Raw genomic sequence first — 16,499 nt, 5'->3', positions numbered from 1 at the left:
GGGTCAACATGTCTGGCACCGCAATTGCATGGGCATTGATGGGGGGCGAGTGGGGGGCCCCGCCGCTTCGCAAATGGAGCGGCGGGGCTTTTTTGCGTTCTTCATTGGCAAGTGCTCAATGATGCAGCAACTCGCCAAAGATGATGCCTCTGGTGTGCTTGTTGGTTCTAATCCTGGAAGTCCGCGCCTTCCATTGAGCAAGTTCGAGTGGCCCGGCAGCTCTACTGGGGGACTGTCAGCAGGCCGCCGGGCCAAGACCAGCGGGCTTAAGAGGAGGCGCTGTGCTGGCAGAGCAAAATCTGCGCTCAAGACAACGCAATAGCATCATTCGAACGAACACTTCCGTCCATCCAGATCTCGTTGTTTTTGATGCCGGCTTCGACGCAGGGCAGGTGAGGGGCGGGCGCCGCTGACCTCTTAGTCGTCTGCGACGCCAAGGCCCGCTTTCCTTAGCGAGCCGAGGAAAAACTCGACATCTTGCGAACGGGCCAACCGCGCTGAAACCACCTGGCGCATGTTGTTCACCAAATCAGGTTGATTTTGGTTCAGCCATGCGACCTCGCGATCAGCCGCGATTTTGTAGCCTCCCTCGCCGAAAACGGCAGCGGCAAGCAGATGATAGATCGGATTCGACGGAAATGGCGATTTGTTGATCCACATGGCTGCCTGCGTATAATCCCCGCTGAAATACGAGCAAAGAGCCAGATCCACGTCATAGTAGCCTGACCCCGGGTTCTTCTGACGCGCCTCCGCTATCAACTGGCAACCGTCATGCCAATTTCCAGAAACCGCCAGGCGCTCCCCATATTCGCCCATAAACTCGGTGTCGTTCGGGTTGATGGTCAAAGTCTGCTTGCCCACTTTCAATGCCGCATCGATCTCCTTGTGGAAATAGAGCGCAACCATTTCCGCCTGGCGTCCCCGGATGTTGACAGGATCAAGCCCCACAGATCGCCTTGCCGCCGCCAAGGCGCGATCGAGCGCAGCGGCGGACTCTGCCGGGTCGCCTGAAAACTCGAATCGGTAGTCATCTATGTAGATCAGCGAGAGAAGACCCCAGGCGGTGGCGTAGGTCGGAAAGCGGACCACCGCCTTCTCAAGGCACGCGCGTACCGATGACCGGCTTTCTGCATCGACACCGACCCGATATGCATAGAAAGAAAGCGTGCAAGAGTAGGCGGCCCAATCGTCGGGCGGATTGACGACGTGGAGATTGGCGTCTGCCTGGAAGATGACGCCATATGCCTGGGCCAGGCTCGATGACGCATTGCGCGCGATGTCGGTCTGGACCTCCATAAGCTGCGCCACTTTCAGCCCGCCATCATAGCTTTCTGCCCACAGAACCGAGTTGTCCGCCCGGTTGAGCAGCCGGACCCGAAGCCGGAAGGCATTGGTCGACAGGTTCACGCTTCCGGCCAGGACAAATCGTGCCGGCGAGATCGATGGATCCTCCCCCTTTGCGGCCGACTCCACGACCACGATATCCTTGAACTTGGAAAGCTGGCTGACGACTTCCTGCCTCAATCCACTGGCGATCGCCCTGGAGGCTTCCGTTCCTGAAAGGTCGTCAAACGTCTCGACCAGCAGTCGCGGGATCTCAGGCGAAGTCGGGCGAACGTCGCTCCTCGCCAATCCCAATGCCAGAACAGCCAATGCCGCGACGATTGCCGCAAGAGCCACCGTCAGCCATGATGCCTTCATCCATCGAGCAGGGGGCGGGACTTTCTCTGCCCGATTGAGCGGCAAGGCCGGCTCAATGGTCTCGAGGGGCGATCGCACCGAGAACGTTGGAACGTAACCGCCTTTCGCGATCGTGATGAGAATAGGATCGTCCTGTCCGGCAGTCAGGTAGTAACGCTCGAGCCCGCGCCGGAGGTGGCCAGCCTCGATGCGGACGATCGGATCCGTCTGCGGGTCGAAAGACATATCGCGTCCGAACACTTCGACTGCGATCGAATAGGCCTTGATACGATCACCGCGACCCGCCAGCGTCTCCTCCACCACATGGCTGAGGAAGCGGCGCTCGCGACCGGTTGCATCGAAGTCCGCGCTGTTGAGGATCCGGGCAAGCTGGGCACGACAATCCTCTGGGGCGAGCCGATGCTCCCTCCCTACGGCTGGTTCGGCCCGGATCACCTTGGTTCCCTCACCTGACGTTCTGGGGGTGACCACTCCCAGTTATATTTCATTTTCGCCGGTTACCCTCGCTGCGCAATTTATATCCGCGAGCCTGTTCTTGCAATACTCCCAGTAGTCTGAACGGATAACGCTGGGACGACGGCGACGGTTCGCGCAATGCGCCGGCGGATGACGACGGATCAAAGAGTTAGGCGGCCTCGCCGGCAGCGCAGTTTGAACTTGCGATTTTACAGGCTTGGTGCCGACCAAGCTCGCTATGGATGTTGAGAAATTACCCTGTCGCCCACGTAACTTACATTCCGCAGCCGCCTCCATGCGATAGGTTACGGTGGTCCAGGGAAAACACGAATCTGCGCCATGAGGATGGACGACGAACCGGCTGATAAAAAAAGAGCGGTCTCGGCGGCGGTGCGTCGGTTCCCGCAATTTGAATTGGCGATCCATCGGCTGATGGGCCGAAGTGAGGGTTTTCAGGATATTTGCGAGGAACTTGCTGAGGCGGAACTCGCACTCTTGAGGATCGACAAGGTCCCGCCGGCATTGCGCGAGTCCAGACGAGCCGAATGGCAGGAACTGGTGGATCGGTTGGTTGGGGAGGTCGGAGCGGTGCTGCACGCGGATGCCGCCCGGAAACCGCATTTCACGCCTTGGCCGCCACGCCAGAACTAAGTTGAGGTCGGCTTGGAATCTCTGTCTGGCGATCGACCTCTACGAACTACAGCAGCCGTGTTTCCGGCCCTGTTTGTCGTCACGGTAAGCCCCGATAGCGGACCCGACGGCTTCGGATTCCGCGCGGGAAATACCCTGCTGTTCCCGAAGTATGCCCGGCACTGTCCGTCCGTGGCGTGCACGAACAAATGAACCGTCGACATGAAAACGATCGGAATCCGATATCCATTAGCAGAGCAGCGCGAATACAGATATGTTGTCACTGCGGGCGCGATCGCATCGGACATGAAGTAAAAGAAAGACGGAATTAGAGGGGACGTCGATATGGGAACCATCCGAGCTCTCGTGTTGGTTTCGGCTGGAACAGCGGCAGCGCTGTTTGCGGTGCCAGCGATCGCTGCTGACGCTGCGACGCAGCTTCCTGAGGCCGCACCCGTGCCTGCTGAAGCCGCGCCAGCCTGGACCTTCACCGCAGAGCCCTATTTCTGGATGGCAGGCATGAAGGGCAGGGTCGGCGTCAGGGGCCTGTCGCCGGTCGATATCGACGTCGATTTCGGCCAGATCTTTGACCACATCGATTGGTCTCCCCCGCCGGTCATGCTTGCCGGTGAGGCGCGCAATGGCCGCTACGCTCTGTTCACCGACTTCATCTACCTGGGCCTCGAGGCCGACGGCACGTCGCCCGGCCCGTTGGCTCTTTTTTCGGCCGAAGCGAACATGAACACGGTGGTGTGGACCTTCGGCGGCTCCTATCGGGTCTTCGACAATGGCACCGCGACCTTGGACGTTCTGGCCGGCGGACGGCTTTGGCACCTCGATGCGGATCTGACCGTTACTGGCCCTCTCGCCGTAAGAGAGGCCAGCGGCAGCCAGACCTGGGTCGACCCCATTATTGGCGTGGCCGGCGACGTTGCTCTCGGCAACGGATTCGGACTCCATGGCGAGGCCGATATCGGTGGCTTCGACCTTGGCGCCGACCTCGATTGGCAAGTGCAGGGCACGCTTCAATACCGGTACAGTGATTCGGTCACGCTGGAAGCGGGCTATCGCTACCTTGCCGTGGACTACGACGACGACGGATTTGTGTTTGACATAGCAATGCAGGGACCAATCATCGGCGCCAGATTTCGGTTCTGATTGGATCTGAGCCTGGGATGACTTCGAACGGGAGAAGAGTTTGGGAAACTGTTTCGTGAGTCTGTCCAAAGTCAGGCGGATCAGTAACGTTTTGTTGGCGTCGGCGTTGGTTGGCCTGCTGTGGGGGTGCGCCTCCCGTCCGACGAATGTGCTGCTGCCCGTGGCCGATACCTCTCCTTCCTCAAGCAAGGTGGAGATGCTGGTCACAACGACACGCAGTCGTTCCTCCAATCCGGCACAAATGTATACGGGCGAGCGCGGACTGGCCCCCTCGTTCGCGGAAATTACGGTGTCGATCCCCCCGGCGTCGGTCCGCAAGGTTGGAGAGGTCGCATGGCCCAAGAAGCTGCCATCAAACCCCGCGACTGATTTCGCAGTGGTGAAGGCCGAAGAGATAACACGGGATGGCGCGAAGGAGTGGCTCCGCGCCTCTGTCAGGAAGAGTCCAGACCACAGCGTATTGGTCTTCATCCACGGCTTCAACAACCGCTTCGAAGACTCCCTCTATCGCTTTGCGCAGATCGCCCACGATACGGGCACCGACAGCGTTCCGATCCTGGTCACATGGCCCTCCCGAGGCAGTGCGCTGGCCTATGGCTACGATCGTGAAAGCACCAACTACACGCGAAACGCGCTCGAACTGCTGTTCCAATATCTTGCACGCGATCCCGAAATAAAGGAAGTTTCGATCCTCGCCCATTCGATGGGCAACTGGCTTGCGTTGGAAGGCTTGCGCCAGATGGCCATCCGCAATGGCGGCCTTCCGGCGAAGTTCAAAAACGTCATGCTGGCCGCGCCAGACGTCGACGTCGACGTGTTTCGCACTCAGATTGCCGACATGGGCAAACAGCACCCGCAGTTCACCCTCTTTGTCTCGCAGGACGATCGCGCGCTCAAAGTTTCGCGACGGGTCTGGGGCGATATCCCGCGGCTCGGATCGATTGATCCGGAACAAGCTCCATACAAGGAAGATCTCGCCAGCAACAACATAATCGTCATCGATCTGACGAAAGTCAAATCCGGCGATCCTTTGCATCACGGCAAGTTCGCCTCGTCACCGCAGGTCGTTCAACTGATTGGGGCGCGTATGGCCGGCGGCCAGACGTTGACCGACAACAGGATAGGCCTGGGCGATACCATCATTCACGCAACGACCGGTGTGGCGGCAGCGGCGGGCAGCGCGGCAGGGTTGGTGATTGCGGCACCTGTTGCAGCGGTCGATCAAAACAGCAGGGAAAATTTGGGCAATCACATCGGCGCCTTGACGGGTTCCCAGGCCAACCAGAAATCGAGTGCTGGCAAGGAATGCGTTGGCTCCGCCACAAAAGGTTGCAAGAAGTAGGCCCTCGGTTGGCCTGCGCGGAGTAATTTCGAGGTTGGCGCACGACTCCTCAAACGCTCAGCTGCGGCTTTGTTGTTGCCCTGTTACGTGCTTGCCCACGTAAATTACATTCCGCCCCGGATTTTTGGGCCTACCATCCATGCAGAGCGAAAGAAGTAGTCGTCGAGGTATCACACTCGAAGGGCTCTGATGCGAGTTGCTGTCGTCCTGGACCGAACCATGGATGCGACGGCAGGGGGCGCAGGAAAGCGTATGATATTGCTCAGGGAGCCTCTGCTACATTTTGCTGTCATCGGTGCGATCCTGTTTGGCGGCTATTCCTGGCTGAACGACAGGCAAACCGAAGCGACAGCCGCCGAGCCGATCCGGATCGGTGAAGGCGACGTGCGCTGGCTCAAGCAGACTTGGTCGAGCCAATGGCTGCGTGAGCCAACCGCCGATGAGCTCAAGGGTCTCGTCGACGATCTGCTGAATGAGAAAGTGATGGCGCGCGAAGCGCAGGAGATAGGCCTCGACAAGGACGACACCATCATCCGCCGCCGCCTGGCGCAAAAGCTGAAATTCCTTGTTGAGGACACCGCCCAGCTTGCCGAGCCGACCGAAGCGGAACTGCGGCAGTTCCATGCGGCCAACCCTGCACCCTTCGAGACGCCCGGAAAACTCTCGTTCCGGCAGGTCTATTTCAACCCGGAGCATCGCAAGGATGCCGCGGCGGACGCGACCGCCGCGCTGGGTGCGCTGTCAGCGAATACAGAGGACGGTTCGACCGCGGGCGACCGGCTGCTGTTCGGCGACAGCTTCGCCGATACCGACGAGTTGGCACTGTCCGGAATGTTCGGTGCCGATTTTGCGCGCGCGGTGTTTGCACTCGAAGCCGGCGGATGGCAGGGGCCGATGAAATCCGGCTATGGCTTTCATCTGGTGCTCGTCACGCAGCGTACAGCGACCACCCTGAAGCCCTTCGAGACGGTCAGGGATGCGGTCCTTTCTGAGTGGCGCTCTGCGAAGCAGACCGAGGTCAGCCGCGATTATCTGATCGCGCTGCGCAACAAGTATGGCGTCGAGCTGGACGACACCACGAAAGCGGTATTGGGGCCCGAGCCCGCACCGAAAGTGGCCACGCAATGAACCCGCTGACCAAATGGTCTGCACTCGTCCGAGGTGCCCGCGCCGCGACGGGGTGCGTTCGGCTGGTCGTGCTGACAGCGGCCATCGCCATGCTGTTCTCGCAGGTTGCCTCGGCGCACGAGGTGCGCCCAGCCTACCTCAGCGTGCAGGAAGAGGCGCCGAACGAGTTCAGCGTGCTGTTCAAGACACCGATGCAGGGTGACGCGCGTCTGGCGCTGTCGGCAGCATTCTCGGGCAAAGTCGAGAACCTCACGCCGGTCGTCTCGCGCCCGACCGGCGACGCAATGGTGCAGACCTGGCAGATGCGCGCGGTCGAGCCGTTGGAAGGCCAGGTGGTATCGATTGACGGCCTGCAAAACACGATGACCGATGCGCTCGTGCGCGTTGAGTTCGCCAGCGGCGACGTGTGGATCGAGCGGCTGACGCCCGGCGCCCCGGAAGCGACGGTTCCTGCAACTCCAAGCCGCTGGTTTACGGCCGCCACCTATTTCAAACTTGGCGTCGAGCACATTCTGTCAGGCTTCGATCATCTGCTTTTCGTGCTTGCCCTGCTCATCATCACCGAGGGCTCGTGGCGGCTCGTCAAGACGGTCACCGCCTTTACCGTTGCGCACAGCATCACGCTGGCGCTGGCGACGCTCGGCTTTATTAGCGTACCCTCGCCGCCGGTCGAGGCGGTGATTGCGTTGTCGATCGCGTTCGTCGCAGTCGAGATCGTCCACGTACGGCAGGGGCGCAGAAGTTTAGCCGCTCGAGCACCCTGGCTGGTAGCATTTGCTTTCGGGCTTCTCCATGGCTTCGGTTTTGCCGGCGCCCTTAGCGAGATTGGACTGCCGGCGGGACAGATTCCCGTTGCGCTACTGTTCTTCAACCTCGGAGTGGAAGTCGGACAGCTTCTTTTTGTCGGAGCCGTACTTGCGCTTGTCACACTGATCCAGGTCCGCAGGCGATCGCTGCCGGCCTGGCTGGATCTCGTGCCGCCATACGCTATCGGCACGATTGCAATGTTCTGGGTGATCGAACGTGTGGCGACCTTTTGAGATTGTCGGGAAGGGCGGCATATGAACACCTCGCGCAGGGATCGGCGAACCGGGCTGACAAGCGCAGCACTGGCATCGCTGATGTGCATGACTGCCGCGGCGTTCCTACTGACCGCGACGCCGGCGCATGCCTGTGTGCTCTGTATGCCCTATCCCAAGGTGACGAATACCGACCAGGTCGTCGGGAGCGGCACGGCGGTCTTCGCGCGCGAGAATCCGGCAAGACCTTTCTCCTACGCAGTGCTGGAAACATTCAAGGGACGCTACGACGGCAGCGCCATCCCTCTGTTCCTCGATTCGACGACGGCCCGCGCCCTCCAGCTGTATCCGGCTCTCCAGGTTATTCTTGTCCAGAACGGCCCCGGCGGGGCCTGGAGGGCGCTTGGCATGGCGGGGCGCGAGTATCAAAGTGTAATGCGCCAGGTGGCGCAATGGGACAAGAGCTCGAAGACGCTGGCCGAACGCGCGGTGTTCTTCGCCGCTTACCTCCGGCACGAAGATCGCAGGCTCGCCGAACTGGCCTTCCTCGAGGTCGCGCGCGCGCCCTACGCAACGCTGCGCGATCTCAAAACAAGAGTTGCGCGTGACGACATCTATCGAATCGTCAACGACTTGTTTCATGTCGAATGGCATGGGCTCTACATCCTCATGCTCGGCATGTCGGACCGCCCGGAAGACATCGCCTTCGTTCGCGGAAAACTGAGGACCGCGGCGGAGTATGGGCTGACGATCAACCTCGGTGCCTACGCCACTGCACTCATCGAGATGACGGGCGCGGACGGGGTGACCCAGCTCGCGGAAGAATACTTCGTCGAGCCGGGCCGAAGTCATGCAGAGCTGCTCGAAATCGTGAGAGCATTGTCGGTGCAGGGGACGGGCGGGGCAGTCGAACTGCGATCCGCGATCATCGAAGCTTACGGTCGGCTGCTCGCGCCTCACCCCGAGCTTGCCGGGAATGTCGCAAATGACCTGTCCGATTGGAAAGTGGTTCGTTTCGTGCCCAGGCTGCGTGAAATTCTGAATGCGGGCGTTGGCCTGGACGACGCATCGCATTTCGCGATCGCTATGTACCTTTCAAGCGCTGATGAAGGCGGGAGTTCCAAGGCCGTGTTCACGCGGTCCAGTGGTCCCCGATGAGCAGTTTTCCAGGGAATGATTGGCTTGGCATGCACCAAACAGTTGGAGGAGGACTATGATGAGACCGCTCGGACTTTTGCAGTTTGTTTCAGTCGCCGTTCTTGTAGCTGCAAGCCTGACAGGCGCGCTGCCCGCTGCAGCGCAGGATACCCTGCTGGATTCCGGTTCCTTGGACAAGGGAACCGCCGACCAGCTCTATCCGGCCAAACGGGCCTATTCTCCCTGGGCTGGCCGAAACTTCCCGACGAGGCCGCTGTTCGGCGACACCCACACCCACACATCTTTCTCCTTCGATGCCGGCGCCTTCGGTGCGCGCCTCGGACCGCGCGATGCCTATCGCTTCGGCAAAGGTGAGGAGATCATGGCCTCCTCGGGACAACTCACCAAGCTGTCTCGACCGCTCGATTTCCTGGTCGTCACCGACCATTCCGACAATATGGGCTTCTTCAACGACCTGTTGGCCGGCAAGCCTGATATCGTGGCGGACCCCAAGGGACGACGGTGGTACGACATGATCCAGTCCGGCCAGGGCGCCGCTGCCGCGATCGAGCTCATCACTGCCTTCGGGGCAGGGCAACTCACCGGGCCGCTACTTTATTCGCCCGACTCCGCCCCCTATCGCTCGGCATGGCAGGAGACCATTGACGCGGCGGAGGAGGCGAACGATCCAGGCCGCTTCACTGCTGTGATCGGCTACGAATGGACCTCCAACACGAGCGGCAACAACCTGCATCGCAACGTCATTTTCCGCGACAATGGCGATCTCGCCCGCCAGATCGTACCTTTCACCGTGCTCGCACCGGGCAGCGACAATCCCCGCGACCTGTGGAAGTGGATGGCGGCCTATGAGGAGAAAACCGGCGGCGACGTGCTCGCCATCGCCCATAACGGCAACCTTTCCAATGGCCGCATGTTCCCGATCATCGAGCCGGGCGTCGACAAGCCAATAGACCGCGAATATGCGGAGACGCGCGCCAAATGGGAGCGTCTTTACGAGGCGACACAGATCAAGGGCGACGGCGAAACGCACCCCTTCCTGTCACCAAATGACGAATTCGCCAGCTTCGAGCGCTGGGACAAGGGCAATCTCGACCTGACCGTCGTAAAGACGCCCGATATGCTGGAGTTCGAGTATGCGCGCTCGGCGCTGAAGAATGGGCTCAAGCTGGAGCAGGAACTCGGGGTGAACCCCTACAAGTTCGGCATGGTCGGCTCGACCGACGCGCATACCGGCCTTGCCGCTGTCGAGGAGGACAATTTCTTCGGCAAGACATCCAGCAGCGAGCCGGGGCCGGCCCGCGCCACACACCCGTTCGTCAAGACCGAGAAGGCGACCATTATGGGCTGGGAGCAGACCGCTTCCGGCTACGCGGCGGTCTGGGCGACCGAGAACACCCGCGAGGCGATCTTCGACGCGATGGCACGCCGGGAGACTTATGCCACGACCGGATCGCGGATGCTGGTTCGCCTGTTTGGCGGCTTCGATTTCGTCGCCGCGGATGCCGATACCCGTAGTCCGGCGCTGGCCGGCTATACCAAGGGCGTGCCGATGGGCGGCGATCTCACAGCCGCGCCGGAAGGCAAGGCGCCGACCTTCCTGGTTGCAGCGCTGAAGGATCCGATCGGCGCAAACCTCGATCGCTACCAGATCGTCAAGGGATGGCTCGATGCTGCGGGCGAAGTGCAGGAAAAGGTCTATGACGTTGCGTGGTCGGGCGACCGCAAGCCGGGCGCTGACGGCAAGGTGCCTTCGGTCGGGAGCACTGTCGATGTCGCCGACGCCACCTGGACCAACACGATAGGCGCGCCGGAACTGGTCGCCGTCTGGGTTGATCCCGAGTTCGATCCGGCCCAGCGGGCGTTCTATTACGGCCGCGTGCTGGAAATCCCGACGCCGCGCTGGACGGCCTACGACGCCAATTATTTCGGCGTAAAAATGCCGCCGGAAGCGACGATGGAGATGCAGGAGCGCGCGTACACCTCGCCGATCTGGTACAATCCGGCTGGCTAAAGGAAACGCCGGATTTTGCTTGGCTGGTGTTGGGGCAGGCGGATCGTGCGCCGCCTGCCAAGACAAGAAGGCTCAAACACGGCTTTGGTTCAAATGATGGCTTGGCTTCGAGAGCAGCTTTCGCGCCAGGCGACCTTGTTAATCTTGCGGACATTGTCATCCGTGACCGACGCTGTGATCTCCGCGAAGGCTGACGTCATCCCGCGTCCCGCCGAACATCTTGCCTGGCCCTGGAGGCTCTCGCCGCCAGTTGTCGCGACGGCTCTCGCCCTGAATTCTTTGCTGATAGAGCGGACTTTCGGCGTGCAGAGCGCACACATTTGCGGGGATCCAACTCCACCGCGTGCCGGGCGATGGCCAGGGCACGACCGACCGCCGACGACGAGGCGGAGGCAGCCGGAAAGCGTGAATCGGACTTCGTCGATGGTGATTTGAGCCAGCAGGGCCCAGGCAGTCGCATAGTTAGGAAATCGCCCGACCATCCAAGGCAAACGCGTGCTCCAGCGCTGGCCTTGGGAACGAGGCCCACCGGTATGCCGTCCGCGATCCGGTGGACTTGGGCACGACAGTCTTTCCGCGCAGGGGATTGAACTTCCTTACTGCAGAGGCATCCGCCCGGATCACCGTACCCTCGCGTGTTGAGGTTTTCGACCGCGCGCCTCGTTTTTTCGTCAATTACGGGTTGGTCCACGTAATTTACATACTGCGGCTGGCACGGCACGAATGCCGAGCCTAAGTTGCTTTGAATAACGTGGCGCAATGCCAGCGAGTATCGGCCAAAAGGCAAGAAAAGCATTTTCAGCGCAGCGCGTCGGTTCCCGATCCGTCGGTTGATGGACCGGACGCTTCTGTTCCCGAAAAAATGAGAAGACCGGCCGCCCCGCGGCCTGAACCGCTGTGAAGGATGAAAAGCCATGAAACACTACCTGAAATTGGCCGGCTCTACTGCGACCGCTGCACGCACGATGAGACTGCTTTGCGCCACCGCCGCGGCGGTACTGATCGGCATGAGCACCGCTTCCGCCGAAGCGCCGAAGATGAAAATGACGACGCCGATACCGGATTCCATCGTCACGCCGGAAAGTGTGGACACCAGGATTGGCAAACTGAATTTTTTCGATGGCTTCCCGGATGACGCCACTTCGGAGAAGATCTACGACAATCTCGATTTCATGCGCGGCGTCGATGCTTTTCTCAACGCCATGCCTGGTGCATCCGTCGAAGCTATGCGGGTTGGATTTGCCAGCCAGGGAGCCGACAACAACCAGACCATCCTGGTGTTCGAAAACCTGGCCGACTCGCATTCGCTGTTCCTGACGGCCAACACCGAAAGCATCTACAATCTCATGTGGCTGGACACCAAGGCTGGCCCGCTGGTCATCGAGACACCGCCCAATATCCTGGGCATGATCGACAACCATTGGTTCCAATATGTCGGCGATGTCGGCAATGCCGGACCGGACAAGGGCAAGGGCGGAAAATACCTGCTTTTGCCGCCGGGTTACCAAGGCGAGATACCCGAAGGCTATTTCGTGTTTAAGACGTCAACCTACGGAAACCTGTTCTTCTGGCGCGGCTTCCTCGAGAACGGCAGTACCGCCACTGCTGTCGAAAACACCAGGAAATTCGCCAAGGTTTATCCTCTTTCGGAAGCTGACAACCCGCCGCCGATGAAGATCATCAATTCTTCCGGCAAGGAGTTCAACACCATCCATGCCAATGATTTTCATTTCTACGAGGAAGTGAACGACCTCGTCCAATACGAGCCGGAGGAGTCCTATCACCCGGAAGTGTTGGGACAACTCGCCGCCATCGGCATCGTAAAAGGCAAACCCTTCGCGCCGGACGAGCGGATGAAAAAGATCCTCACCGAAGCCGTAGCCGTCGGCAACGCGACGGCGCGCACCATCACCTTCAAGACCCGCATGAAGGATGCCTACTACTACCCGGACAGTGCCTGGTTCACCGGTTTTGTCGGCGGCAGCTACGAGTTTCTTCTGCAGCCCGGCGTGCGCTATCTGGATGCCCGTGTCCTGTTCCACTACTATGCGACGGGCATCACGCCGGCCATGGCGATAAAGCGCGTCGGCATCGGTTCGCAGTATGCAGGCGCCACGACCGACAAGGACGGCAAGCCGTTCGATGGCGGCAAGACCTATAAGGTGCATCTACCGCCAAACATTCCGGCAAAGAATTTCTGGTCGTTCGTCTTGTATGACAATCAGACGCGTTCGATGCTGCAGACGGACCAGCAATTCCCTAGCATCGGCAGCGACAAGAAAGACATTGTGATCAACGCGGACTCCTCGGTCGATGTCTGGTTCGGCCCGACGGCGCCGGAAGGCCATGAGGCCAACTGGATCCAGACAGTTCCCGGCAAGGGCTGGAACGTTCTTCTTCGCCTCTATGGTCCGCTGCAGCCATGGTTCGACAAGACCTGGAAGCCGGGCGAGATCGAACTCGTCCCGTGACAAGTGGATACGGTTGGCCATGGGGCGCGGATCCCATGGTCCCGCTGGCGCTCTTCTCATTCAACGTCGGCGTCGAACTTGGCCAGCTGATATTTATTGCCGTCGTGCTGGTCGCCATCCATCTAGTCCAGCGCGTTTATGAATTGCCGCGGCAGGCGGTTGTCGCCTCAGCCTATGTCATCGGGACGATCGCAGCGTTCTGGAGCATTGACCGCTTTGATTCAATGTTCATGTAGCGGGCGTGGAGCGACCCCATGGGTACAATGAAATCCGAGCAGCGATCCGATCCGCAGGAAGGCTCTGACCCGTGGGTGGATGCTCGCCCCGCTTCATGCCTTTCTCAGAAAGGTCAGGCCGAGTTCGGATGACGTGGACAGACCGCGCAGCTCTATGGCGTGTCCCTCACCGCCTCCAAGGGGGCCTTGCTCTTTTTCAGGGTTTGGGTTGCCTGATGAGCAGCCGCCGCAGTCTCCCCGCCACCCTCGACGTGAACGGTGGGAACCGCGATCTTGATACCGTTTTCCGCGAATGCCGCCTTGATCATCATGAGTGCGCGCCGCTTGATGCCGAATTGGGTCCCGGGCTTCGTCATCAACTTCATCCTCAGAACGATCGCATAGTCCCCGAAACTGTCGATGCCCTGCATCTTGAGCGGTTCGATCGTGTCGGTCGCAAATTCAGGATCGGCTGCCAGTTCCTGGCCGATCTTCTTGATGAGCTTGCGCGCCAGATCCACGTCGGAATCGTAGGTAACGTTGATCATCATCTTGTCGAGCACCCAATCCCTGCTCATGTTCTGGACCGCCCCGAGCTCACCGAATGGGACGGTGTAGACGGGGCCGCGATGATGCCGCAGACGCACCGAACGCAGGCTGAAGGATTCGACCGTGCCTTTGTAGCTGCCGCTCTGGATGTATTCACCGACCCGGAAGGCGTCGTCCATCATGTAGAAGACGCCGCTCAGCACATCTTTGACCAGGGTCTGCGAGCCGAAGCCGATGGCGACGCCGAAAATTCCGGCACCCGCAATCAGCGGCGCAATCTGCACGCCGAGCCCAGCGAGGACGGTCAGAATGGTGACGGCGACTATGAACACGGCAAGGGCGTTGCGAAAAATCGGCAACAGCGTGCGAAGCCGGCCGCTGCGAGCCAGTTCATCGGCGCTGCTCCCATCCGTCGGCGCGAGGTTCATCCGATATTCGATCAATGCCTTCGACAGTTGCCAAAGCATGTCGGCGATGAGCAAAATGATGATGCCGTTGAGCAGCCCGGCTATCAGGAAGCCGCCGGTCTCGCTGCCGGCGAAAGTTGCGGCCCTGAGCCGCCAGATATAGGCGAGCCATGCGACCGCCGCGGCAATGACCGCCGCCCTGGCGCCCCTGACAATGAGCACGTTGAATACGACGCCCATCGCGCCGCTGCGCTTCGACCTGCCGGCGAAGGCCTGTGCCGCGGCGCCGACCCCGCGCAAGGCTGTCGGCAGCACCAGGGCGAAAATCCCAAGCCACAGGACGCCGAGCAGGCCGGCGACCCAAGCCCCCCAGAGCACGATCAGGAACAAGGTGAGAAACGATTGCTTGACCAGAGAACCTCGCACGTCGGGCCGGTGCCAGACGACGTCGATTGCGGTTGCCAGAATGCCAAGCCCGAACAGGAAGGCGGCGAGCTCTGCAGCCTCGGGAGAGAAGCCCAGGCCAGGCATGAGGCTGGCAATCGCCCAGCCGAACAACAGGAACCCGGCCACAAGGCTGACTCGCCACCGCCAGAAACGGGTCGAAGCTTCGCTTTCGAAAAGCGGAGTCGGCCTGTCCGAGGGAGCGCTCGTCGCACCGCCGAACGCAAACAGCAATCGGGCTGCCGCGCGAACGATACGGAACGCTATGAACGCAAGAAGCAGGGTCAGAATGATCCTGCGGAGCAGGGGTGGCCATCCGAGTGCCAAGAACGAACCGGCGCTGGCGAGCGCAAAAGTCAGCAGGGCGACAGTCTCGAAGAGGATCGCTTGTCCGGCGTCTTCCTGAGCAACCGCGCTCCTCGTCCTGGCGAGCGCTCGTCGCACCGCCCACTCGGCTCCGAAACCGACCGCGATCAAGACCGCCAGGATGCCCATGACCAGCCCTGGCCTGCCGGAGTTCACGTCACGCGAGACAATTTTGGCGGCGCGCGACAGTTCTTCCGGCAGGCGCGGGATCGCGGCGCCGAGCGCACCGATACGGGCACGAATACCCGCCTCCAAGCTCAAGATGTCCTCGGAAATGGACAGGCCGGGCTCGTCCGTGGCCGCTGGAATCTTTCCCTCGAGCCACGCCTTTAGTTGCGGATCGGACAAAAGCTCGAGGAACTGCTTTGCCTTTTCGGGCGGAAGGTTTGGGGAGGGCTGTTGAGCTAGCGAAGTTCCCTGCAAGAGCGCTAGCAAGAGCACGACGATAACTGGCAAGAACCCGAGCCGTAGCTTGTAATTCATGAGTGCCTCGAGTTTTGAATGCCGCAGCTGCACATATTGGCTCCTCGCCCTTTTATGGGCAACTGTTCTGGCTGCATGCTACGTCTCCGGGCAGAGTGGCTGCAAGCTAAGGGCGAAGTCAAAATCCATCAGACTCCTTGTGCCACTAAAACCGGACAACGAGTCCCAGAATCGGACCTTGCTGCGACATCGAGGAAACCGTCGTCGTTGCTGTAGTCGACGCCCAATGCCCGGTACCCGATGACCGATGAGACGCGATCGCTGAAACGATAGCCGATCGCCACGGCGACATCCAGTCAATGTCGGCTTCGCCGGCGCCGACGAGCCCCACCGGCCAGAATAGACCTCGGGCCTGACCGAATAGTTTCCGCGACGACCGGCCGTGGCATCCACCCAGGCTGCGCCGTCGCTTCACTGAAGGAGACGTCGGTGTCGACCGTCCACACCCTACTGTCGCGGAATGCCTCATTTGCGGATCGCAAATTCGGCATTTGGCAGGCGTCGCTTGCCGCCGAATATCACTGCTCCCTGCCAGGAGTTTTGCCGTTTGCTGCCATAGCGCCATCCCTTATGCGCTAGAATGCGCATAGTCTTTTTGATGGTGCCAGTATCGGTATGTAAGTTACGCAGTCGGACTGTTGCTTGGTGAAGCTGTATCCGCCGATGGCCGAGGATTGACACGCTTGTGGCAGCGGTCCTCAAAGAACCCGCAATGTCTTCCCGATCCGACCCAAGGCCATTGCGCGGTATATCGGCGCCGGGAATTGGATCTCCCTACTGCCATTTGTCCCATCGAGCTAGCCGTATCCTGGATAGCCCGCTTTCGATGCAACCGAGCGGATTCCGTCCGTAGGTTACCGTTAATTACCTTCCGCCCCGAGCGGCAATAGGCAAACCTCACGAAGGACGACTTTGTCGAAGGCATGGTTGAAGCGTCCTGCCACGAGTTTCGTCTCGTCGA

General features: G+C 60.4%; 11 protein-coding genes and 1 pseudogene. 9 read left to right on the top strand and 3 right to left on the bottom strand.

Features of this window, described 5'->3' with window-relative positions; translation table 11 throughout:
• Positions 1-417: 417 nt before the first annotated feature.
• Complete coding sequence (locus AC0L28_RS14940) at positions 418-2,172, bottom strand: hypothetical protein (protein WP_473478303.1); 1,755 nt, start codon at positions 2,170-2,172, stop codon at positions 418-420.
• 324 nt (positions 2,173-2,496) lie between these two features.
• Here AC0L28_RS14940 and AC0L28_RS14935 point away from each other — a divergent pair, with 324 nt between their 5' ends.
• The 9 genes from AC0L28_RS14935 (at position 2,497) to AC0L28_RS14895 (ending at position 13,310) form a co-directional block, all read left to right on the top strand.
• Positions 2,497-2,808 (top strand): hypothetical protein, encoded by a 312-nt coding sequence (locus AC0L28_RS14935; protein WP_287220809.1) that lies wholly within the window; start codon positions 2,497-2,499, stop codon positions 2,806-2,808.
• A 324-nt stretch (positions 2,809-3,132) separates the two neighbouring features.
• A complete protein-coding gene (locus AC0L28_RS14930) occupies positions 3,133-3,945 on the top strand; it encodes a porin family protein (RefSeq protein WP_473478300.1) in 813 nt (270 codons plus the stop codon).
• Between the two features lie 61 nt (positions 3,946-4,006).
• Positions 4,007-5,287 carry an alpha/beta hydrolase gene (locus tag AC0L28_RS14925; RefSeq protein ID WP_473478599.1) on the top strand — a complete coding sequence of 427 codons (1,281 nt, stop codon included), beginning with the start codon at positions 4,007-4,009 and terminating at the stop codon, positions 5,285-5,287.
• 219 nt (positions 5,288-5,506) lie between these two features.
• Positions 5,507-6,415, top strand: a complete 909-nt coding sequence (locus tag AC0L28_RS14920; RefSeq protein ID WP_287220811.1) for a peptidylprolyl isomerase — start codon at positions 5,507-5,509, stop codon at positions 6,413-6,415.
• Complete coding sequence (locus AC0L28_RS14915; RefSeq protein ID WP_473478298.1) at positions 6,412-7,455, top strand: HupE/UreJ family protein; 1,044 nt, start codon at positions 6,412-6,414, stop codon at positions 7,453-7,455. The genes AC0L28_RS14920 and AC0L28_RS14915 overlap by 4 nt, the downstream gene beginning before the upstream one ends.
• 21 nt (positions 7,456-7,476) lie before the next feature.
• Positions 7,477-8,592: a hypothetical protein gene (locus tag AC0L28_RS14910; protein ID WP_473478295.1), complete on the top strand. Its 1,116-nt coding sequence runs from the start codon at positions 7,477-7,479 to the stop codon at positions 8,590-8,592.
• A 58-nt stretch (positions 8,593-8,650) separates the two neighbouring features.
• Complete coding sequence (locus AC0L28_RS14905) at positions 8,651-10,603, top strand: DUF3604 domain-containing protein (RefSeq protein ID WP_473478597.1); 1,953 nt, start codon at positions 8,651-8,653, stop codon at positions 10,601-10,603.
• A 914-nt stretch (positions 10,604-11,517) separates the two neighbouring features.
• A complete protein-coding gene (locus tag AC0L28_RS14900; RefSeq protein WP_473478293.1) occupies positions 11,518-13,074 on the top strand; it encodes a DUF1254 domain-containing protein in 1,557 nt (518 codons plus the stop codon).
• Between the two features lie 35 nt (positions 13,075-13,109).
• On the top strand, positions 13,110-13,310 hold the full coding sequence (locus AC0L28_RS14895; protein ID WP_287174805.1) for a HupE/UreJ family protein: 201 nt from the start codon (positions 13,110-13,112) through the stop codon (positions 13,308-13,310).
• Positions 13,311-13,462: 152 nt separating this feature from the next.
• Here the strand turns inward: AC0L28_RS14895 and AC0L28_RS14890 are convergent, their stop codons facing one another.
• Both AC0L28_RS14890 and AC0L28_RS14885 read right to left on the bottom strand, forming a co-directional pair.
• A complete protein-coding gene (locus tag AC0L28_RS14890; protein ID WP_473478290.1) occupies positions 13,463-15,538 on the bottom strand; it encodes a mechanosensitive ion channel domain-containing protein in 2,076 nt (691 codons plus the stop codon).
• A 145-nt stretch (positions 15,539-15,683) separates the two neighbouring features.
• Positions 15,684-15,949 (bottom strand): annotated as a pseudogene (locus tag AC0L28_RS14885) (hypothetical protein); the annotation flags it as partial.
• Positions 15,950-16,499: the final 550 nt, after the last annotated feature.

The sequence above is a fragment of the Mesorhizobium sp. WSM4847 genome, assembly GCF_055811335.1.
Note: the sequence above shows the minus strand (reverse complement) of the source record. Positions and strands in the feature narration are given on the sequence as shown.